The organism is Nocardia jejuensis NBRC 103114, from assembly GCF_001613145.1.
GTDB classification, from domain to species: Bacteria; Actinomycetota; Actinomycetes; order Mycobacteriales; family Mycobacteriaceae; genus Nocardia; species Nocardia jejuensis.
In genome coordinates, this window is record NZ_BDBU01000018.1 from 197,114 (window position 1) to 217,311 (window position 20,198).

The window sequence follows — 20,198 nt, forward strand, 5'->3', positions numbered from 1 at the left end:
CCACGACCCTAATATTCGAAGGAGGCCGCCTCGTGGTGGCAAATCTCACCGGCACGGCCTGGCTGCGCGAACTGCGCGCCGACCCCGCACCGCAGCGCGTGCTGGTGTGCTTCCCGCCCGGTGGCGGCTCGGTCACCAACTACCGCGCACTGGCGCAGCGGTTCGGTTCCGGCACAGCGGTTTTCGGTGTGCAGTATCCGGCGCGGCAGGATCGCCTCGGTGATCCCGCCGTCACCGAGCTGACCGAGCTCGCCGAACACGTCGCGGCCGACCTGCGGGGCTGGCCCCAGAAGGTCCGGCTTGCGCTGTTCGGTCACAGCATGGGCGCCACCGTCGCCTACGAAACCGCTCGGCGGCTCGAAGACTCGGGTCGTCCGCTCGAGCACCTCTTCGTCTCCGCCCGCCCCGCACCGTCTTTCGAGGAACCGGGGCGGCTGCACACCGGATCGGACGAGGGGCTGATCGCGGACCTGGAGCGCCTGGCGAACGATCCCGCGCCCATCGGCATCCTCCGGACCGAACCCGGTCTGGCGGAACTGGTCCTGCCCGCCGTCCGTGCGGACTATCAAGCGGTGGAGACGTACCGGCACCTTCCCGGAGCGCCCCTCGAGACACCGATCAGCGTCCTGGCCGCCACGGCCGACCCCACGATGAGCGTCGATCAAGCGTCCGAGTGGAGCGCCTACACCGCTGCCGAGTTCGCCACCGCGACCTTCCCCGGCGGGCACTTCTACATCGACGAGCCCGAGAACATCGCGGCCGTGGGCAATTTGGTGATCAGCACGCTGGCCTAGTTGGTGATCCGCACACTGGCCTGGTCGATCGGGGCGGCCGTCGCACTCTGCCGGGCCGCCCCGCTGGCCGTGGAAATCAGCTCGCGGCAGCGGTTTTCGCGTCTCGGCGATGTGACAGCTAGGTTCCGCGTGCGACTTCTGGCGTGATCCGGCGATATTCGCGCCGCGCCTCGGTCAAGGTCCGAAGAATATGGGGGCGTTCGGACATGAAACGCGTCTGACAGGTTTGTTGCCCGGTCAGTCCCTCGCGGCCTTCAGGATGCCGTTCTGTTCTGTTCTGTCCGTGATCCTGGACGCCCGATGCGAAGCGGTCGCGGGATGGCACGAAGGACTTCCGATGCGAAGAACGCGCATTCCGACATCAGGCAGATGTATCTGAACACGCGCGGTTGCCTATATTTCGCCATGCTGGTGGACTCCTGACGCGTCGCGGTCATGTACCGCGCGGTACCGCAAGCCCGGTGCCTGCGCGACGCATGAACGGTTTCGGTGTAGCGGTCATGGGCCCTGCATTGCTCTCGGGGTCGCCACAGCCAGCGGAAGGCCGAGGAGTTCGGTCGATAGGCGTTGGAGGACGCCCGTCCTCGGTCTCCGAGCGGATGTCGATAGCGTGCAGGACCGAGGGCTAGCTGCCGACTATCGCGTTCATGATGGTTCCGGCGCTGGTCGCGGTGACTCCGCCGATCATGGCTCCGGCGACCATCTGCGGTGATTCGACACGGCCTCCGCTCCACTTCTCCCACGCGAACCGCCCGCCGCCGTAGGTGATGGCGGTGACGCCGGACAGCATGGTGAACCAGGTGAAGTAGCGGCCCACCTTCATCACTTTGTCGGCGGCGGGCGGAGCCTCCGGGGCCGGGTTGCCGATCTGCGCGACCACATGCGAATACGTGTCGTGTAGGGCGAGAAGCATGCTCACGAGCGGTTCCTCTCATGTGCTGAGTGGCGGAACTTCTGGCACAACGCTCACTAGTGATAGCGATTACACATTACTGAAAGGGTCAAATCGCCCGGCATCCACCCCACCAATCGCAGTCGCAAGCCCCACCGCTGACAGAAGTTCAACCGGCCATCTCGGGCAGCGGCCGCCGGAACGCACCATCATGCTGATGACAGCACCGGCCCAAAGAATCGGCTACGGGGCCAGTGGCTGCCCGACGATCCACCCGTCGAGGTCGCCGCCCTGGCACTGCCTGTAGTGATTGCCAGTTTCTTGGTTGTACCGCTCGACGATCTGGCCACCGGTGGCTACGCAGTATTCGATGAGGCTTTGCGCGTTTGCCGAGCCGCTGACCACGCCGGCTGCTCCCACGAGCGTGAGTCCGGCCATCAAGGCACTGGCGATTGCTGTTTTCATCGTGCTCCCCCTTGCGAAATTTCCGACAAGACCAGCGTGCCGGGAGATCGTTAACGATCCCTTGGACTCTGCTTACGGTCCCGGTGCCCGGGTCGGTGTCGATGACGGTTCCCAGTGAAGCCGCCGGCACCCGCACCGACTCCAGTGCATTCTGCGGATACAGCACGCGCGTGAGGTGACCAAGCCGGCGCAGCGTACGCCGTATCGGTGGGACCTCGACGGCCTTCGCGGTTTCGCCATCATCCTGGTCGTGAACTTCCATGTCTGGTTCGGCAGGGTGTCCGGTGGCGGGGATGTGTTCCTGGTGCTCTCCGGGTTCTTCACCGGCTCCTTGCTCAGGCGCGCGGAGCGGACCGGATCACCGGGTGCGGTACACCATGTGGCGCACAGTATTACGTCTGCTGCCCACATTGCTGGTCGTGCTTGCGGGAGTAGCTCTCGCCACGATTCTGTTATTACCGGGATACCAGCTGTACACCGAGTTCGGGCTCAGCTGGGCTCGCGAGCGGATGTCGGCCATCGTGGTGGCGTGCACCGCGTTCGGCGAAGCAGTCGACCGCCGCGTCGAGGATGCGCCGGTGGCGCTGTGGTTGTGGCTGAACACCGATGAAAAACATTCAGTAGGGGCTGTCCTTCTCAATACGTGACGGCGTCGATGCGTCGAGCGGTGCTCGTGCTGGAAGGAGAATGCTCGCTGGTGATCAATGTGTCTATCCCCCAACAGATCAGGCGGACGCCTCGCAGGAATTTCTCCTCGAGTGGTGCTGAGTGTCTCGAGCCGAGAAGCGAGATTCACCGACCCGGATTGACGTAGCTGGCGCAGCTTCCAGCCGCTGCCGGGTCCTTCGGGTGCGGTCGCCGCGTCGAGGAGGTGGCTGGCGCGGTCATATGACAGCCGTGCCTGGCCGGTGTCGGGACAGATATCGCGCGCCTTCGAGAGCTTGCGGCCGCCGACACGTCGGTGCGAGAGAAATACGGGACCTCGGACTCGATCTCGAATCAACCGGGGGAGTAGCTCGGCGGTGAACGGGCCCCGATGTGCGATGCCCGGGTGTTCACGGAAATCAATTGTTGGGGAACGTATTTCGCACCTGTCGGCTGGGATATCGAGATCGCCGATGTCCAATTGCAGCAGCTCTCTGGGGCGTGCGCGGGTCTCGTAGAGCATCGACCAGAGAGTCTGCTCTCCGAGGTGGATGTCTGCACGGGTCAGAAGGTGAACTATCGCCGTGTGCGCGAGCGCCGTAGGCGGTACGTGCGGGGACTCTCGCGCCGCAGACCCGAGGGAAAAGTGGTGCCTCCAGTCTTGCGCGCGGCACCAGGTCAGCCAGCGCGGGTCGGCGCGGCTGGCCTTCGGCGCACATGTTGTACGCGCTGGCCCACAGTCTCGGTGTCACCCCGGAGCATTTCATTCCAGGTATGCGGTATCGGGTCAGTTGCGGGCCGCCGAAGCTCTGGCGGCGGCCGCCGCGCCGGCGATGCGCGCGTTCCTGGACCGGCATACCGTGCGCTGCAACCGAGTTAAGCATGGCAGCGGCGTTCGACAGCGACCGGCTGTGGCTCAGCGCCGACAATTCGGGAACGATCGGACTCGATGGACGATAGGTGTTCGTGATGTCGATGGATTCGTCCCTGCCGCGCAGGAATGCGGCAACCGAGTCGGTACAGCAGTCGCACAGGAAGATTCGGAGCCGGCTCCGGCGGCTGAGGCCACAGCTCGACCGGCGTCGCGCACCCTTGTCCCCGGGGCTCGAGCTGCCGGAATGGGCGATCGACAGTGTTGTCGCGGTGCTGGTGACTGTGGCCACGGTCGGGCCGCAGGTGCTCGACAAGCGCGCATGGTGGGTGATCGGACTGGCGTTGATGGCCTCGGTGCCGCTCCTCTGGCGCAGGCGGGCGCCACTGCCGACGCTGGGGGTGGTCGGGGTGGGGATCATCGCGCTGGCGTGCGTGCATGCGCTGCCCGTGTTGCCGTACGGAACCGTGGTGTGCGCGTACACGATCGCCGCTTACGCCGGAACCGTGGTGCGCGCGGTCGCAATCGTCATCGGAGTGCTGGGGATTCTCGTGTCCCTGGTGCTCCCGAGTGAGCCGATCGAGGCATACGGGTACGCGGCATTGTCGTTCGTCACCGCCTGGGCACTGGGCACGGGGGTCCGGGCACGTCATACCCAGATCGAGTTGCTGCGGGAGCGAACGCGTCGAGTCGAGGAGGAACGGATCGCGGCGGTGGCCCGTGAACGGGTCCGCATGGCGCGGGACGTGCACGACATCGTGACGCACGCACTAGGTGTGATGATCGTGCAGGCCGAGACCGGTCCGCTGGTCACACACACCGATCCGGCGCGGGCGGATGCCACCTTCGCCGGCATCGCCGACACCGGTCGCGCGGCGGTGAACGAACTGCGGCTCAGCCTTGCCACCTCGAGGGACGGCCGGGAATCCGCGCGACATCAGCCGAACCTCGCGGCCATCCCCGATCTGGTGGAGCTGAGCCGGCGTGGCGGTCTTCGGGCGACCTTCCACGAGAAGGGCGAGCGCCGAACGGTTTCCGGTGAGGTCGCCGTCACCGCGTATCGGGTGGTGCAGCAGGCTCTGGCCAATACGCTCGAGCACTCCCGCGCCGGGTGTGCGGAGGTTGTGCTGCACTGGTCCGAGTCCTGCCTCACCGTCGGCATCAGCGACGACGGCGCGGGCGAGCCCGCCGCCGACTCGGCGACCGCCGGCTCGGGGTCGGGTTTGTTCGGTCTACGCGAGCGAGTCGAATCCTGCGGTGGTGTGCTGTCCAGCGGCGGTTCCGGGACCGGGTTCACTGTCGTAGCGGAACTGCCGCTGGAACGGGAGCCATGAGCATGCGGATACTCGTGGTCGACGATCAGGATCTGTTCCGCGGCGGTTTCTCGATGATCCTGTCGGCCGAATCGGACATGACAGTTGTCGGGGAGGCCGCCGACGGGCTCGACGCCGTCGAGCAGGCCGAGGCCCTGGCCCCCGACGTGGTGGTGATGGACATCCGTATGCCGCGCCTGGACGGCGTGGCCGCCACCGCCCGGATCTGCGCCGCCACTACGGCAAAGGTCTTGGTACTGACCATGTTCGACGCCGACGAGTACCTCTACCCCGCCCTGCGCGCCGGTGCGAGCGGGTTCGTGCTCAAGGACGCCCGACGGCAGGAATTGGTCGCGGCGGTGCGGGTGGTCGCTGCCGGTGAGGCCCTGCTCGCTCCCGCGGTCACCCGCCGCCTGATCGCCCGGCTCGCACACCAGGGCTTCCCGCGCCCGGACCTTGCGCGCCGGCTGGACGAACTCACCGAGCGTGAACGCGACACCCTGCGCGAACTGGCGCGCGGCCAGTCCAACGCCGAGATATCCCGCGCCCTGACCGTCAGCGAGCACACCGTGAAAACCCATGTCAGCACCGTGCTTTCGAAGCTGGCGCTGCGAGATCGGTTGCAAGCGGTGGTTTTCGCGTACGAGGCCGGACTGGTGATCCCGGGCCGGGATAGCCCGTAGGGACGAGTCTCGGTTCACTCCTGTCGGCGATGTGCGTGCGAGATGGGCGAACCAGCATCGATGGGGTGAAAACATATCTGTCGGTGCCGATGGCGGTCGTCGTTTCGGCGGTGCTGTGGCTGTTCGGCACTGGCCTGCACCCGTATCCCGGACTTGTCGTACTGGCTCCGGTTCCGGTGCTGCTGATCGCCTCGCGCGTGCCGGGCCGGATCGCGTTCGCCGCCGCACTGGTTTCCTGGCTCGGCGGCGCTGTCCCCTTTGTCCTCTATTTCTCCGGCACGCTCGAGCAACCTTGGCTGCCGACGATCCTGTTGTTGGGCATTACCGCCACGACGTACGCCAGTCTGATCCTGCTGACAGGTACGCTGATTCGCCACGGACGGCCCGGCGCGGCCGTGCTGGCGCTGCCTGCGGGCTGGGTGCTGATGGAATTCCTGCTAGCCGCCATCGGTCCGTTCGGTGCCTGGTGGAGTCTGGCGTACACCCAGGCCGAAGTGCTGCCGTTGATCCAGATCGCGGCGGTGACCGGGCGTCTGGGCATCGTGTTCGTGATCCTGCTGGTTCCGGCCGCGATCGCGGTGCTGATCGACCCCCACGTGCCCCGGCGGATGCGGATCCGCTGCGCGTCCGGTACATGTGCGGTGATGGTCGCGGTCGTGGGCTACGGACTGTGGCAGTTGTCCGCTCCCGCCGAACGCGGCTCGGTGGCAGTGGCTCTTGTCGCGGTGTCTCAACCCGAAGATTTCGTGCCGGTGGACACCGTGGAGGGGCGCGACATGGTCGTGCGCGTGGTGGCGGAGGTGGAACGGCTCACCGACCGTGGTGCGCGAGTCGTGGTGCTCCCGGAAAAAGCCTGGCGGGCAGAGGAATCCACGCTGTCGGATCTGGCGGTCCCCCTCACCGAGGTCGCTCGGAGGCGTGGTGTGAACATCATCGCCGGACTGGTGCTCACCCGGGGCGAGACCAGCGTGAGCGCCGCGATCGACTTCCCATCGGGCCTGGTCTATGCCAAGAACCATTTGGTCGCGGGATGGGAGGACGAACTCACCGAAGGTACCGAGCGGGCCGTCCTGCCCGGCACCGGCTGGGCGATGGCTGTGTGCTTCGACCTGGATTTCCCGGACCTGGTCCGCGCCAACAGAAATCAGGGTGCCTCGCTGCTGTTGGTCCCTGCCCTGGATTTTCGCGTGGACCGTTGGCTGCACAGTCGTATGGCAGTGTTGCGCGGCGTCGAATCCGGTGTGAGCGTTGCCCGTTCACCGCAGATGGGCGATCTCGTTCTCAGCGACGACTGGGGTCGGATTCTCGCCACCGCCTCTGCCGACGTCACCCGAACCGTGTCCGTGCTCGCGATTGTGCCCGAGCCGACTCACCCGACCGTGTATGCCCGGTTCGGTGAGTGGTTCGTGGCCGTGGCCATACTGCTACTCGCCCATGTGGTCCTCAGCGCTGTGCGGAGCCGAGCAGGGCTACGAGCGTCGGCCGGAAGGAGGCGCGCGCAGCCCGGCATCAGAACTGGCGGTATGACGCACATCATAGATAGAGGTTGTCGAAAGGTGTCGGGAATCGGTGTCCAATGAGAAAACCGACGCCATCGGTGCGCTGCTCGCCTCCGGACGGTTCTCGATGCTGGAATGACCACGCGCACAGGTGGATTGGTCCCAGAATCGGCTGCCGGTGTAGCGCTGTTCTAGTCGGTGCTCCACTGCACGAGTTCGCGGGCCTGCCTGACGCCGTGCAGTAGGCCTCCGCCCTGCCCGCGCTCGTGATCACCCGATTCGATCACCCGCTACTGACCTTGCACGAGCACCCGACCGGTGAGCGCGCTCGGACCCCCTTGGCGCCGGGGTCAGGATTCGGCGATGACCGTCGTCATCAGGCAGCGCAATGGTGTGAGCTGAACAACATCAATACTTCTGCGGAATATGTTGGGGTAGTAGCTTTTCGGGGTATCGCGCGCGTATCGAGCCGCAGCGTGGCGGAGGACCTTCCTGGTCGAAGGAGCGCCTGTGTCGATTCTTGTGACAGTGCTGTTCGGTGTGTTCGTGTCGCTGGTGGCGATCGTGACCGCGTACGTGATGGTCGCGGCGACGTATTGGTGGGAGGCCCGCAGCATTCCCACCCCCAGGACACGAGCGATCGACCCCGCGCCCGAGCTCGGGCTGGTGCATGAGCGGATCCGCTGGCCGTGAGCCGGTGCCGATTTCGGTGCCGGCCCTGCGTATGCCCTGCTACCACAGGGGCTTCGGCGTCAGGTCCGTCGAGGAAGACGTACGAGGCGCGCGAAGAATTCGTCGATCTGCCTGATGGCCTCGGTGAAGTCGTCGAGTTCGACCGGCTTGGTGACATACGCGTTGGCGAAGAGTCGGTAGCTGGTGGTCACGTCGTCTTCGGTGGAGGAGGTGCTCAGGATGACCACCGGTATATCGGCCAGGTCGGCATCGGCCCGGATCTTGGTCAGGATCTGGCGCCCGTTGTAGATGGGCAGGTTCAGATCCAGCAGGACCAGGTCCGGGCGTGGCGCGTTGACGTGCTCGCCTCGTCGGAACAGGAAATCCAGTGCCTGCTGACCATCGCGCGCCACATGCAGGGTGCTGGGCAGGTTGTGTTCCTCGAACGCCTCGCGGGTCATGAGTTCATCGCCCGGGTCGTCTTCCACCAGCAGCACGTCGAAAGGGCGAGTGGACAGCATCATCACGGTGAAACTCCTTCGGCGGCCACGGCGGCCGGTTCCAGCAGCGTATCGGGAATACTCGCCGGCACCGGCAGGGTGAATCGGACGCGGGTGCCCTCGGTATGAGCGGTGTCGATCCAGATCGTGCCGCCGTGGAACTCGACGATCTTGCGGCACACCGCCAACCCGATCCCGGTGCCGGTGTACTCCTCACGAGTGTGCAGGCGCTGGAAGATGGTGAACACCTGTTCGGCGAATTCGGCCGCGATACCGATTCCGTTGTCGCTCACCGACAGCTGCCACATCTGGTGCTCGGAATCGAGTGCGCACTCGACGTTCACGATCGGGGACAGTTCGGGGCTGCGGAACTTGAGGGCGTTGGAGATCAGGTTCTGCCACAGCATCGTCAGCAGTGTCGGATCGCCCAGCACCTGAGGCAACTGCGTGGGCACCTGCACTCGTGCGTGGCTGTCCTCGATCACCGCGGACAGATCGCTCACGGCGGTCTGCAGGGGAGTGCGCAGATCGAGCTCGATCATGGGGGTCGATGCGCGCCCGACGCGGGAGAAGGTGAGCAGGTCCTTGATCAGAATCTGCATGCGCTTGGCGCCGTCGACCGCGAACTCGATGTACTGTTTGCCGCGCTCGTCGAGCTGGTCACCGTAGCGTTTCTCGAGCAGCTGGCAGAACGACGCGACCTTGCGCAACGGCTCCTGCAGATCGTGCGAGGCGACATAGGCGAACTGTTCGAGTTCGGCGTTGGAGCGGCGCAGATCCTCCGCCTGCAAGTCGAGCACGTGCTTCTGACCCGACAGAATCTCCTCGTGAGCGCGCGAGGACGCCAGCTCCGAGACCACGCGCCGGCGCATGATTTCCACCGAGTTCGCCACAGTCCTGACATCGGCGGGGCCGGTGATGTCGATGCGGTGCTCGAAGTCGCCGTCCGCGACCCGCAGCGACGCGGTGGTCAGCGCCGAGAGCGGACGCGCGACCAGCCGGTGCACCAGCATCGTGAGCACCGCCCCGGTCACCAACGCCAGCACCACTATCGACGCCAGAACCCAGTTGCGCAGTGCGCGAGCGTATTCGAGCCCGCGGCGATCCGCGGCGATCGCCGCGGACAACCCGGCATTCTGGTCCTCGAACCGGTTCCGCAACTCATCGAACAACGCTTTACCCTGCACCGAGGTGGCTGCCAAGCTCGCGGGAGAAGCCTCGGTGTCGTGCGCGTAGTCCACGCGCCACCGCTGCGCAGCGGCCTGCACGGCGTCCAGGTTCGCGAGCAGCTCGGAAGACTCGCCTGTCAACACCCGGATTCGGTCTGCGGCGCGCGTTTGCGCGGCCATTCCTTCGGTGTAGGGCTCGAGGAACTGCCGGTCACCGGTGATCGCGTAGCCCCGGACCCCGGTTTCCTGATTGATCAAGGCGTTCTGCAGGCGGGTGGCCTGGACCAGGGCGGGCTGGGTGTGATCCACGAGCCGGTCGGTCGCGGCGTTGGTGTTCGCGATCACCTGCGCCCCCGCCCCCGCGCCCAGGATGATCACGATCCCGATGGCCCCCAGTACCAGCTGGAACCAGGTACGCACGGTGAATCGTTCCACACCCCGCCCGGCATGCGGCGGCTGCGGGTTGTGAGCGGTATCGGGCAGGCGCGATACCGCGCGTGCTGCGAGCACGGCGATCCTCCGTTTCCAGACACAGCGCACCACAGTGGGTACGCGTCAATGAACTCGACAGCCGTGTGCTGGACCGCGAAGTACGCAAATCCTAACCAGACCCACTCGCTCGCGTTCATGGTCACCACCCGTTGGCAGTCCGGCTCGCAACCTCGCCGGTGCCCGCGACATCCACCAACGCCACAGTCGACCACATCGATCGAGGCCCGCCGGCCGCATCGTTATTCGGTGAATTCGACCTTGGTTCCGGCCACCCATTCCGGGAGTTTGCCGGCGACGAATTCGGAGATGTCACCGCCCTCGGCGATGGTCTGGTCGATATCGGCGAGGTAGGTGGCCATCGCGTGCTGGGCCGACGGTGTCGACGCGGCGGTCAGAAACTGTGCCTGTTCGATACGCAGCCCCTTGTCCAGGGGACCCGAACCACCTTCGTACACAGCGTGTTTGATGGCCGCGACCGCGGTCGGGGAGCGCTTGGCCAGCCGGGCCGCGGTGACACGCGCCTCCTGAAGCAGTTCTCCGGCGGCGACCAGCCGGTGCACGAGTCCGATGTCGCACGCTTGTCGCGGGGTGATCGGTGAGCCCTCGAGGCACAGTTCCAGCGCACGGGCGGTGCCCACCACTCGGGTCAGCATCTGGGTTCCACCGCCGCCGGGGATGATGCCCACGAGGATCTCCGGCTGGCCGATCTCGAAGGGCCCGTCGGCCATCAGCCGAATATCGCACGCCAGCGCCAGCTCGCAGCCACCGCCGAGCGCACGCCCGTTGATCGCCGCCACGAATACCGTGCTGGACCCGCGCATGAGAGCACACACCTTGTGATACCGACGTAGATTCGCCACACCCCCGGCGCCTGCCTTGGCGAGGCCCGCGCTCGCCCCGGGTACCCGATCGGCGAGCCGGTCGGCCAGCAGCGCCGCGGCCGCGGTGCGCGGTGTGAGAGCAATCGGCGCGGCCTGTACACCCGCCAAGATCTCCGCGACCGAGTAGTGGCTGACGAACACGCCGTCGACCGCGCTGGTCAGTACGACCGCGCGTACCTGCGGATCAGCGTCGGCCGCGCACAGCACGTCCAGGAGTTCACTCATCACCTCCTCGGTGAGGAAGTTGTAGGGCGGGTTGTCGAGCCAGACAGTCTGGACCGCGTCGTGGTGTTCGGTTCGAAGAAACCGCATGAGGGCCTTTCTGTTCGCGGATCACGGGCCGCATCGGGCGGTGGGAGCCATCCTCGTTCAACACCGATCGCCACGGAGAGAATCGGACCGGCCCGCGATGGGATGTCGGGACGTCGGCGGTGTCGAGCGCTATCGCGCGTATGCCTGCTCCAGTTCGGTCAACGCCTCACCGCAGTAAGGTGCCAGCCGCTGGACGTGGGGGAGCGTGTCGGCGCAAGCGGTCACGCACAGGTTCAGTCGTCCCGCATAGGACATGAGCGTGATGTTGAGCGCTTGCCCGTCGAGCGGGAACGACACCGCGTGCCACTGCTCGAGCGTCATTCCGTTGTAGTGCAGCGCGGTCGGCGGACCGGCGAGATTGGAGACGACGACGTTGAACATCGGCGCGAACCGGCTGCCCACACCCAGCACCAGGCCCGCACCGAAGGGCGCCATCAGCATCGCGGTGTAGGCCATCACACCCGCCCCGGACATCCGGCTCATATGCTGCTTGGCCCGCGCCGTGGAAGTCACGATCGCCGAGCACCGTTCCCGCACGTCGGCGATATCGGTGGCCAGACTCACCAGAGCCATCGTGGTCGCGTTGCCCTCGGCGTCGTCCCCGTCCTTCGGACGGAACGACATCGGCATTCCCGCGACCAGAGCGGTGTCGGGCAACTCGCCGATCTCGGTGAGGTAGCGGCGCAGCCCTCCGGCGCAGATCGCCAGCACGACGTCGTTGATGGTCCCACCGCATCGAGTTGCCAGCTCGCCGATCCGAGCGAGGTCGAAGGACTGCGTCGCGATCCGTCGCTCCCCGGTGATCGGGCCGTTCAGGATCGAGCGGGGCGCGGTGTACGGGACGACCAGATCATCCACGACCGCGGACGCGCCGGGTACGAGCCGGCGAGCGGCGTTCTCGATCGTGCCCGCGTACATGCGCGCCACCGCTGTGACACCCGAGAGCTGATCGGTCACCGCGTGCGCAGCCGCCCGAAGCCGCACGCCGACGGTGCCGACATCCGCTGCGGCAGAATACTTCTCGGCCGCAGACGTTCGCCGTCGCGGCTGTTCGCGGTAGGCCCAGATCGCAGGCCGGCCGCGCTCGTCGGGATCATCCGACATCACCTTGCGGGCGAGTCGCACAGTGGCGATGCCGTCGAGCAGCGCGTGATGTCCCTTGACATAGAGCGCGACACGCCCGTCGTCGAGACCCTCGATGACGTGCAGTTGCCACAGCGGATGAGTGCGATCCATTCGGATCCCGTGCAGCTGCGAAACCAGAATGCCCAGCTCGCGTTCGCCACCGGGTGCCGGCAGTACATGCCGCTGCACGTGGTAATCGAGATCGGGGGAATCGACCCGGCTCCAGCGCGGCACTATCCGCCCGATCAGGCTCGCATCGATCCGGCGGTCGAAAGGCGCGGTGGCAGTGGTGTAGGTGCGCAGATCATCGATCAACTCCGTGAGGAAACCGGGGCCCGCGGTCGGCGGCAGCGCGAAGATGTCCAGATGCGCGATGTTCATCAGGTTGGCATCGGATTCGCCCCACAGGAAGGCGATATCGAGCGGGTTGAGCGCGACAGTGCTCACTGCGCGGCACCAGCCTTGTCGCGCTCGGCGGCCGAAACGCCCCGCAGCGCGGCGGCTGTGACCGGCTGACCCGCGACACCCCAATTGCCTTCGGGCACTTCGTGAATCAACGTCCACACATGCATCGCCCGTGCGCTGTGTGGGTCCAAACCGGCCGCGACGACGACAGCGGTGTGCACGTCGGCGAGCAGCCCGGCCTTGCGGCGCTGGGACAACGCCCCCTCCGGGACGGTGATCTCGACCCGGAACCGCGGCGCGCCACCGGCGCGACCGCCCACCGCGAGCTGGTCCGCGGCGATCTCGTTGAGATACACCCAGGTCACCTCGCGGAAGAACTCCGTGTCCGGAGCACCTTCCCAGCGCAACAAGATCGTTGCGAGATCCTCGAGCAACGGCCGGGTCTTCGACGGCAGTAGCGAGCCCGCCACCGCAGTCACCTCGATCATCGGCATCCCAACCACCCCTGTCCAAATTATGCTGAGCAATATAACTTACCGAAGAGTAGTATCCGCCTTTTGGTGATGTCAATGCCCCAAGTGGCGACGTCGACACCATGGGTGCGACAGGAAATCTGGCAGAAAGCTATGCTTGGCGACATATTTGTGACTGAGCGGTCGAGCAGGAGGAACGATGGCACCACGCGGCGAATCCAGGGACCGTATGTTGACCGGAGCCACCCTGCTGTTCCGCGAACGCGGCATCGCCGGCACCGCGCTCACCGACATCATGGAGCGCACCGGTGCCCCCCGCGGATCGCTCTACCACTACTTCCCCGGCGGCAAAGCTCAATTGGCCGAAGAGTCCATCGACCTGGCGGGACGGACGATGGGCCGCATGATCAGCACGCTGCTGACCACCCAAGGCCCCGCCGCCGCGATCACCGCGTTCGTCGACTATTTCCGCCGCCAACTCCTCGACAGCGACTACACCGCCGGATGCCCCGTAGCCGCCGGCGGCCTCTCGGGCCCGGACACCCCCGGCGCCCGCGAACGCGCGGGCGAGACGTTCACCGAATGGGAATCCACTCTCACTTCGGCTCTGTGGCAGCACGGCCTCGCCCTCGACACCGCCCAGAACCTGGCCACCACAGCGATCGCGGCCATCGAAGGGGCACTGGTCATGGCCCGCGCCCAGCGCAGCACCAGGCCACTGGATCGAATCGAGAATTTCATGCTCGGCCAGATTCGCGATCTCGACCAGCGCGGACCGATTCACTGACACGTCCGGCGCCGCGACCTTGCTGGCTGGAATCTACGATCTGCCCGCCGACACGGCGACTACCACCGGGCGAGGTGTCTCGGGCCAGGATCTCCGCGAGCAGCCGTAACGCTCCGCCGGACCTAGGTGCTGGGTGGGCTGCTCATCGGTCACTCCACGATTCATCAGGGATGTTGCTGGGCCAGAACACGACTCGGCGCTGAGGTTGGAACCCGCACCTGGTGGTCACGCGACGAGGTGTCGCGTGTCCTGGATGCCCCGCGCCGCTGCCAGGAACGGTGTCGTACCACGCTCGGTCCCGACCTCGAAGTCCTCGGAGCAGCCGCATCGGTGCGTGATTCTCACGGGCGAGCGCGGTGCCGAATTCTCGGCCTGCGGCGGTAATCGCGAAACTTAGGATCAGTGCCCATCCGGGGCTGGCGCCCACAACCTGAATCGGACCGAATGATGCCACCTACTGTGTGAACGGGTACACCGTGAGCGCCTACTTGATGGCCCGACCGTATCGGCGTTGCGAGGCTTGGAACCAGAAGCCGATCCAGCTCGTCACCACACAGACCGCCACCAGCACCTGCACCAACTCCAGCGCACTCTGCGGGTACAGCACGCCGGTGATGTAGTGATCGATGAACCCGGACGACGGCAGGCTCGCATCGCCGGCCCGATGCCGAGACCAGTTCTCCAGGTTGGTCAGTGGACATTCGAAGCCGAACAGAATCGTGCTGAACCCCCAGGCGAACGCCGCCACGTGCAACCAGATGGTCCAGGGCCATCGCCAGGCGATGAACCCGCCCACCACGACGTAGGCGACGAACAAGAAATGCACGCCCGCGGTCAGATCGGCCAGTAGCCGGTAGATCATCCCTCCAGGATAGGAGGGTGTGCCCGGCCGGTGTGGTTGTCGGGGGAGGGCATTCCATACCTACACGTCTATATGCGCATCTATGCATGAAAGTTGAACGCGTGTCGCACCTCAACTCAGGGGGGTGGGCTGACAGAGGGCGCACGTGAAGTGCCCGGCGAGAGTCGAACTGTTTGTGTCGAACCCTGAAGGTGGAGAGGCGAATTCAGCCTTCGAGAGTTGATTGTTGGATATTACATACCTATACGTCAATATGCGCATCTACGCATGTCTTGACCCAAGAGGCGCGCCGCTGAAACGAGCACCAAAAGACCTAAAAACAGCAAAGAGGAGAGGGCCTGGGTCGGGCTGCGGTCGCAGCCCTTCACCAGGGGTTTCGCCGAGTGGAGATCACCAGTTGGAGGGCTCGTAGTCCTTGAGGAAGCAGCCGAAGAGGTCGTCGCCGTCTTCGCCGCGCACGATCGGGTCGTACACGCGGGCCGCGCCGTCGACCAGGTCGAGGGGAGCGTGGAAGCCCTCCTCGGCGAGGCGCATCTTGGTGTAGTGCGGGCGCTCGTCGGTGATCCAGCCGGTGTCGACGGCGGTCATGAGGATCCGATCGGTTTCGAACATCTCGCGAGCGCTGGTGCGGGTGAGCATGTTCAGCGCGGCCTTGGCCATATTGGTGTGCGGGTGGCCGGGGCCCTTGTAGCCGCGGGCGAACACCCCTTCCATGGCGGAGACGTTGACGACGTACTTGCGGTTCGCCGCGGCGGAGGACATCGAGCCGCGCAGACGGGAGATCAGGATGAAGGGTGCGACGGAGTTGCACAGCTGCACTTCGAGCAGTTCGGTGGCGTCGACCTCGCCGACGCCCTGCACCCAGCTGTTGGTGTGTGCGAGGTCGGGGACGAGTCCGCCCGCGTCGATGGCCACTCCTGCCGAAATGCGTTCGGGGGTGGCCGATCCCGCGACGAGTGCGAGGTCGGTGATGTCGGCCGCGGTCAGGGTGGGCGCGAGGGACGCGGTGAGCGCGGTCGGGTGCGCCTGCATGGTCTTGCCGAAGGTGATGACGTCGGGCAGTGCGCCTGCGGGCAGTGGACCGTTCTCGGCCTCGACGAGTGCGCTGTACGCGCCGTTCGAGCGGCGCACGGTCTGCGCGGCGTTGTTGATCAGGATGTCCAGTGGCCCCTGGGCGGCGATGTCGTCGGCGAGGGCGACGACCTGGGCGGGGTCGCGCAGGTCGATGCCGACGATGCGCAGCCGGTGCAGCCAGTCGCCGCTGTCGGGCTGGGCGGCGAAGCGGCGGATGGCGTCGTTGGGGAAGCGCGTGGTGATGGTGGTGTGCGCGCCGTCACGCAGCAGTCGCAGCGCGATGTACATGCCGATCTTGGCGCGGCCGCCGGTGAGCAGCGCGCGGCGTCCGGTCAGGTCGGTGCGGGCGTCGCGCTTGGAGTGGCTGCGTGCCGCGCATTCGGGGCACAGCTGGTGGTAGAAGGCGTCGACGCGAGTGTATTTCTGCTTGCAGATGTAGCAGGGGCGCGGCTTGAGCAGGGTTCCGGCGGTGCCCGCTTCGGTGGCGGAGCTGATCGGGATGCCGGCGGTTTCGTCGTCGATCCGCTGGGGTGAGCCGGTGGCCGTGTTGGCGACGACGGCTTTGTCCGCGTTCGCCACCGCGTCTCGGGCTTCGGTGCGCCGGCGCAGTTTGAACTTCTTGAACATGTGGCTGACGGCTCGCTGCACGGCCACGGAATCAGGGTGTTCCTTGTCCAACTGTCCGGCCTGTTCGAGGACGCGCAGGCATACCGCGAGGTCGTCGGGGTCGATGGCCTGGAGGTCAGCGAGGTCTACCGGTGCGGTGTTGGCGGCCATCGGGAAGCGGATCGATCCTTCGTGCGGGGAAAGTTGACCACCCATTCTCGCATCCGCCGTGCTGTGGGCCGCATCGCGTGGGTCGGGCGGGGTTCTCAGGGGTGGAACGAGGTGGTGGACAGGACGTGCAGGGACCACCAGAGCAGGGCGGCGTGGGCGAGGATGAAGGTGGTGATCATGAGTATTTCGCCGGGGTCGCGGGTGCGGGCGCGCAGTCGCAGGGTGATGGATTCGAGCAGGTGGGTCAGCACGATGATGGTGGTGATGCCGATGGCGGCCCAGATGGCGTGTGGTTGGTAGGTGAGGTAGCTCAGGGGCCAGCCCAGTACGAGCAGGGGCGCCAGGACGGTCATCATCCATATGAAGGCGTTGACGGCGAGGTCGTGGCCGTGTGCGGCGCGGTCGGTTTCGGGTGTGCCGTCGATGAGTTCGCTTGTGACGCTGCGGGTTCGGCTGGTCTGGATGAGGAAGTGGGCGAGGGCGGCGACGGCACAGCCGATGAGCAGTGTGGTGTAGGCGTGGGCGATGTCGCGGGAGGTGTGCAGGGTGGCGTGGCGTGCCCAGATGGCGGGGATCCAGCCGGCGACGTACGTGAGCAGGAGCGCGAGGATGGCGATGGGCCGGGCGGTGAGGCGCCGGCGCAGGTAGCCGCGCGGGAGGGTGCGGCGGCGGTATCCGATGAGCCAGCCGACCAGGATCGGGGCGAGGAAGTGGAGTGCGGACATCGGCGATTTCCATTGTGCCGGTGTGAGAAACAGGGTGCTCAGGCTCAGTAGCAGGAGGGCGGCCCAGAGTCCGGTGGCGGGTCGTGCGACGGCTTTCCAGAGTCGGTCGGCGAGTGCGCGGCGTGGGTCCGGTGCCGGGTCGGGTTGTGGCCCTGGGGTTTCCGGGTCGGTCCAGTCGGTGTCGGGTGCTTCCCACTCGCCCTGGTGGCCCGATCCGGGGCAGTGCACGGGGCTGGTGTCGTGGTGGTAGTCGTAGGCGGGGTCGAGTTCGCCGTAGCGTCGCATCTGGCGCATGCGCTGGGTGATGGCCAGGCCGTGCCAGGATTCACCGCAGTGCGGGTTGGGGCAGGTGGGGTAGCCGGGGTCGTCGTAGTCGTATCCGGTGAGCGGTTCCCCGTCGCGCAGGCTTTCCTCGACCAGTGCGTCGATCTCGTCGAGGACTCGGCGCACCGGATCCGCACCCGATCTGTCCCCACCCTGTGCGTTCACCTGCCGATCGTAGGTCAGGCCGCTCGTGTGCCCGCGGTGATGACGGAAGTATGACGTGTGCCCGGGTGCGGGACTTTCCGGCTCGGGCCGTCCGTTGTGCGTAGGGCCGAGACGAGGAGGTTCATGTGGCCGAGCAATACAACCGGAATCCGGAGGCGGTGGCGGCGCTGTCGCCCGAGCAGTATCACGTCACTCAGGAGAACGGGACCGAGCGGGCGTTCACGGGTGAGTACTGGGACAACCACGAGCCGGGTATCTATGTGGACGTGGTCTCGGGTGAGCCGTTGTTCGCCTCGCTGGACAAGTTCGACAGCGGCAGTGGCTGGCCGAGTTTCACCAAGCCGCTGGTCGCGGAGAATGTGGCCGAGAAGCGGGACCTGAGTCATCTGATGGTGCGTACCGAGGTGCGTTCGGTGCATGGGAACAGTCATCTCGGGCATGTGTTCACCGACGGCCCGCGCGCGCAGGGCGGCCTACGCTATTGCATGAACTCGGCGGCACTGCGCTTCGTGCATCTGGACGAGCTGGAGGCGCAGGGGTACGGGCAGTACAGGGCTCTCTTCACGAAGGAGGACGCGTGAGCGACACGCAGAAGGCGATTCTGGCCGGCGGTTGTTTCTGGGGCATGGAGGATCTGATTCGCAGGCAGCCGGGTGTGCTGTCCACGCGGGTCGGGTACACCGGCGGCAGCAACGACAATCCGACGTACCGCAATCATCCGGGGCATGCGGAGGCGGTGGAGATCGAGTACGACCCGGCTGTGACCGATTATCGGGCGTTGCTGGAGTTCCTGTTCCAGATTCACGATCCGACCACGAAGGATCGTCAGGGCAACGATATCGGTAGCAGCTATCGCTCGGCGATCTTCTATCTCGACGAGGATCAGAAGCGGGTGGCGTTGGACACAATCGCCGATGTGGACGCGTCGGGCTTGTGGCCGGGCAAGGTGGTCACCGAGGTGACTCCGGCGAGCACGTTCTGGCTTGCCGAGGCTGAGCATCAGGATTATCTGCTGCGGTATCCGCAGGGCTATACGTGTCACTTCCCGCGTCCGGGCTGGAAATTGCCTCGGCGTGAGAACGCCGCGCAGTAGTCGAGGGTGTAGGAGTAGGTGCGTGACACGGCCGCGCCGTCCGGTTTCGGGCGGCGCGGCCGTGTCGTATGCGGCCGGGTGTCGTAGTGGGTCCGTATCGTCGCGGTCATGACCGATTTCGCTCCCTTGGCCGCGTCCGCTCGGGCGAGTTTCGGCGATCCCGGTGTGCATGCGATCGTGCGCAACGGGCGTACGGTGCACGCGGTGAGTCTGGGGCGCTGGTTCGGGTCCGAGGATGTGCCGGAGTTGTTGTGTCACACCGGTGTCGCGGGGTGGTCGCCGTCGGCGTTGCAGCCGACGCGTGCGGATGTGTCGTGTGTGCGGTGTCTGCGCTCGCTCAATGCGGACGGGGATGCGTTGTCGTCGCAGTTGTCGCTGTTCGGGCGTGATTGGCTGTCCGATACGCCCTGATCACCACAGGTGGGTGTGGTGGCGCACGGCGTCAGTGAGCAGGGCGATGCCGAAGAGCGCGAGCAGGATTCGCACCGAGGTGGGTCCGAATCGCCGGAACGCGCGCACGAGTGCGCCGTACCAGCGGGGGGTGCGGATGGTGGAGGCGATGAGGATCAGCAGGGGTGGTAGCAGGGCGATGAGGCAGTACGCGACGATGATGAGCGGCCACAGGGCCGGGATCGGGTGGCGGGCGGAGAGCATGGTCAGGGCCGCGAGGTAGGGGACCGCGGTGGGGGCCTGGGCCAGGCCGATGGCCATGCCGACTCCGGCCAGCAGCCAGGGTCGCTGGCGTGCGTTCCAGGCCCACGGGGGGATGGTGGTTCTCGTGCCGCCGGCGGTGCGGATGCCCGCGAGTATCAGCAGGACGAGTCCGGCCGCGAGTTCGGTGCGGTAGCGGATGGCGGGGGTGAGGTCGATATCGACGAGGTCGGTGAGGTAGCCCAGGCCCAGGACAGTGCACAGGCCGAAGGTCGTGGTGATGGCGAAGACGCCGGTCAGGAAGCTGAGTGCGCCGGGGATCGGGGAGCGGCGGCTGAGGCGGCTGTCGTAGATCACCGCGGTGGTCACGCCGACGAGCAGTACATCGAGCGAGTCGAGGAACGCGAAGCCCGCGAGCGCCAGCAGGAAGATCACCATGACGCTGTCGAAGATACGGGAGCGGGTCGGGCCTCGGTGCGTGGGTGTGGTGGTGTCGTGGGGATCGGGTCTGGTCGGGGCCGCAGGAACTTGTCATGGCGTCAGTGGCGG

21 protein-coding genes are annotated in these 20,198 nt (G+C 66.2%); 10 read left to right on the forward strand and 11 right to left on the reverse strand.

Going from position 1 to position 20,198, the window contains the following annotated elements; genetic code table 11:
- Positions 1-32 precede the first annotated feature (32 nt).
- Positions 33-794, forward strand: coding sequence for a thioesterase II family protein (locus NJ1_RS14585; protein ID WP_067693427.1), 762 nt, complete (start codon positions 33-35; stop codon positions 792-794).
- A 625-nt stretch (positions 795-1,419) separates the two neighbouring features.
- On the opposite strand, the gene NJ1_RS14590 is transcribed toward NJ1_RS14585, so the two are convergent.
- Both NJ1_RS14590 and NJ1_RS14595 read right to left on the reverse strand, forming a co-directional pair.
- Positions 1,420-1,707 (reverse strand): hypothetical protein, encoded by a 288-nt coding sequence (locus NJ1_RS14590; protein ID WP_067693430.1) that lies wholly within the window; start codon positions 1,705-1,707, stop codon positions 1,420-1,422.
- A gap of 222 nt (positions 1,708-1,929) precedes the next feature.
- Positions 1,930-2,151 (reverse strand): hypothetical protein, encoded by a 222-nt coding sequence (locus tag NJ1_RS14595; protein WP_067693433.1) that lies wholly within the window; start codon positions 2,149-2,151, stop codon positions 1,930-1,932.
- 365 nt (positions 2,152-2,516) lie between these two features.
- Here NJ1_RS14595 and NJ1_RS41170 point away from each other — a divergent pair, with 365 nt between their 5' ends.
- The 5 genes from NJ1_RS41170 to NJ1_RS39020 all read left to right on the forward strand — a co-directional run bounded on the left by NJ1_RS41170 (position 2,517) and on the right by NJ1_RS39020 (position 7,855).
- Entirely contained in the window at positions 2,517-2,798 is a 282-nt protein-coding gene (locus NJ1_RS41170) for a hypothetical protein (RefSeq protein ID WP_067693436.1), read from the forward strand.
- A 973-nt stretch (positions 2,799-3,771) separates the two neighbouring features.
- Positions 3,772-5,001, forward strand: a complete 1,230-nt coding sequence (locus NJ1_RS14605; protein WP_084478237.1) for a sensor histidine kinase — start codon at positions 3,772-3,774, stop codon at positions 4,999-5,001.
- Positions 4,998-5,663: a response regulator gene (locus NJ1_RS14610; RefSeq protein ID WP_067693439.1), complete on the forward strand. Its 666-nt coding sequence runs from the start codon at positions 4,998-5,000 to the stop codon at positions 5,661-5,663. Before NJ1_RS14605 ends, NJ1_RS14610 begins: the two co-directional genes overlap by 4 nt.
- 65 nt (positions 5,664-5,728) lie before the next feature.
- A complete protein-coding gene (locus NJ1_RS14615; protein WP_169813139.1) occupies positions 5,729-7,243 on the forward strand; it encodes a nitrilase-related carbon-nitrogen hydrolase in 1,515 nt (504 codons plus the stop codon).
- 429 nt (positions 7,244-7,672) lie between these two features.
- Complete coding sequence (locus NJ1_RS39020; RefSeq protein WP_157573966.1) at positions 7,673-7,855, forward strand: hypothetical protein; 183 nt, start codon at positions 7,673-7,675, stop codon at positions 7,853-7,855.
- 59 nt (positions 7,856-7,914) lie between these two features.
- Here NJ1_RS39020 and NJ1_RS14620 read toward each other — a convergent pair whose 3' ends face one another.
- The 5 genes from NJ1_RS14620 to NJ1_RS14640 form a co-directional block, all read right to left on the reverse strand.
- Positions 7,915-8,358: a response regulator gene (locus NJ1_RS14620; RefSeq protein ID WP_067693445.1), complete on the reverse strand. Its 444-nt coding sequence runs from the start codon at positions 8,356-8,358 to the stop codon at positions 7,915-7,917.
- A complete protein-coding gene (locus tag NJ1_RS14625) occupies positions 8,358-10,013 on the reverse strand; it encodes a sensor histidine kinase (RefSeq protein WP_422615755.1) in 1,656 nt (551 codons plus the stop codon). The genes NJ1_RS14620 and NJ1_RS14625 overlap by 1 nt, the downstream gene beginning before the upstream one ends.
- 221 nt (positions 10,014-10,234) lie before the next feature.
- Complete coding sequence (locus NJ1_RS14630) at positions 10,235-11,188, reverse strand: enoyl-CoA hydratase/isomerase family protein (RefSeq protein ID WP_067693447.1); 954 nt, start codon at positions 11,186-11,188, stop codon at positions 10,235-10,237.
- 129 nt (positions 11,189-11,317) lie between these two features.
- On the reverse strand, positions 11,318-12,760 hold the full coding sequence (locus tag NJ1_RS14635) for a WS/DGAT/MGAT family O-acyltransferase (protein ID WP_169813140.1): 1,443 nt from the start codon (positions 12,758-12,760) through the stop codon (positions 11,318-11,320).
- A complete protein-coding gene (locus tag NJ1_RS14640) occupies positions 12,757-13,206 on the reverse strand; it encodes a tautomerase family protein (RefSeq protein ID WP_218025197.1) in 450 nt (149 codons plus the stop codon). The genes NJ1_RS14635 and NJ1_RS14640 overlap by 4 nt, the downstream gene beginning before the upstream one ends.
- Before the next feature lie 184 nt (positions 13,207-13,390).
- Here NJ1_RS14640 and NJ1_RS14645 point away from each other — a divergent pair, with 184 nt between their 5' ends.
- On the forward strand, positions 13,391-13,978 hold the full coding sequence (locus NJ1_RS14645) for a TetR/AcrR family transcriptional regulator (protein ID WP_245717390.1): 588 nt from the start codon (positions 13,391-13,393) through the stop codon (positions 13,976-13,978).
- Between the two features lie 484 nt (positions 13,979-14,462).
- On the opposite strand, the gene NJ1_RS14650 is transcribed toward NJ1_RS14645, so the two are convergent.
- The 3 genes from NJ1_RS14650 to NJ1_RS14660 all read right to left on the reverse strand — a co-directional run bounded on the left by NJ1_RS14650 (position 14,463) and on the right by NJ1_RS14660 (position 17,905).
- A complete protein-coding gene (locus NJ1_RS14650; protein WP_067693457.1) occupies positions 14,463-14,840 on the reverse strand; it encodes a DUF2784 domain-containing protein in 378 nt (125 codons plus the stop codon).
- Positions 14,841-15,230: 390 nt separating this feature from the next.
- Complete coding sequence (locus NJ1_RS14655) at positions 15,231-16,691, reverse strand: SDR family NAD(P)-dependent oxidoreductase (RefSeq protein WP_067693460.1); 1,461 nt, start codon at positions 16,689-16,691, stop codon at positions 15,231-15,233.
- Between the two features lie 95 nt (positions 16,692-16,786).
- Entirely contained in the window at positions 16,787-17,905 is a 1,119-nt protein-coding gene (locus NJ1_RS14660; RefSeq protein WP_067693463.1) for a hypothetical protein, read from the reverse strand.
- Positions 17,906-18,030: 125 nt separating this feature from the next.
- Between NJ1_RS14660 and msrB the strand changes: the two genes are divergently transcribed.
- The 3 genes from msrB (at position 18,031) to NJ1_RS14675 (ending at position 19,409) form a co-directional block, all read left to right on the forward strand.
- Positions 18,031-18,486 (forward strand): peptide-methionine (R)-S-oxide reductase MsrB, encoded by a 456-nt coding sequence (gene msrB / locus NJ1_RS14665; protein WP_067693466.1) that lies wholly within the window; start codon positions 18,031-18,033, stop codon positions 18,484-18,486.
- Positions 18,483-18,998 carry a peptide-methionine (S)-S-oxide reductase MsrA gene (msrA, locus tag NJ1_RS14670; protein ID WP_067693468.1) on the forward strand — a complete coding sequence of 172 codons (516 nt, stop codon included), beginning with the start codon at positions 18,483-18,485 and terminating at the stop codon, positions 18,996-18,998. Before msrB ends, msrA begins: the two co-directional genes overlap by 4 nt.
- Positions 18,999-19,106: 108 nt before the next feature.
- On the forward strand, positions 19,107-19,409 hold the full coding sequence (locus tag NJ1_RS14675) for a hypothetical protein (protein ID WP_067693471.1): 303 nt from the start codon (positions 19,107-19,109) through the stop codon (positions 19,407-19,409).
- Here the strand turns inward: NJ1_RS14675 and NJ1_RS14680 are convergent, their stop codons facing one another.
- On the reverse strand, positions 19,410-20,087 hold the full coding sequence (locus NJ1_RS14680; RefSeq protein WP_067693474.1) for a GAP family protein: 678 nt from the start codon (positions 20,085-20,087) through the stop codon (positions 19,410-19,412).
- Positions 20,088-20,198 lie beyond the last annotated feature (111 nt).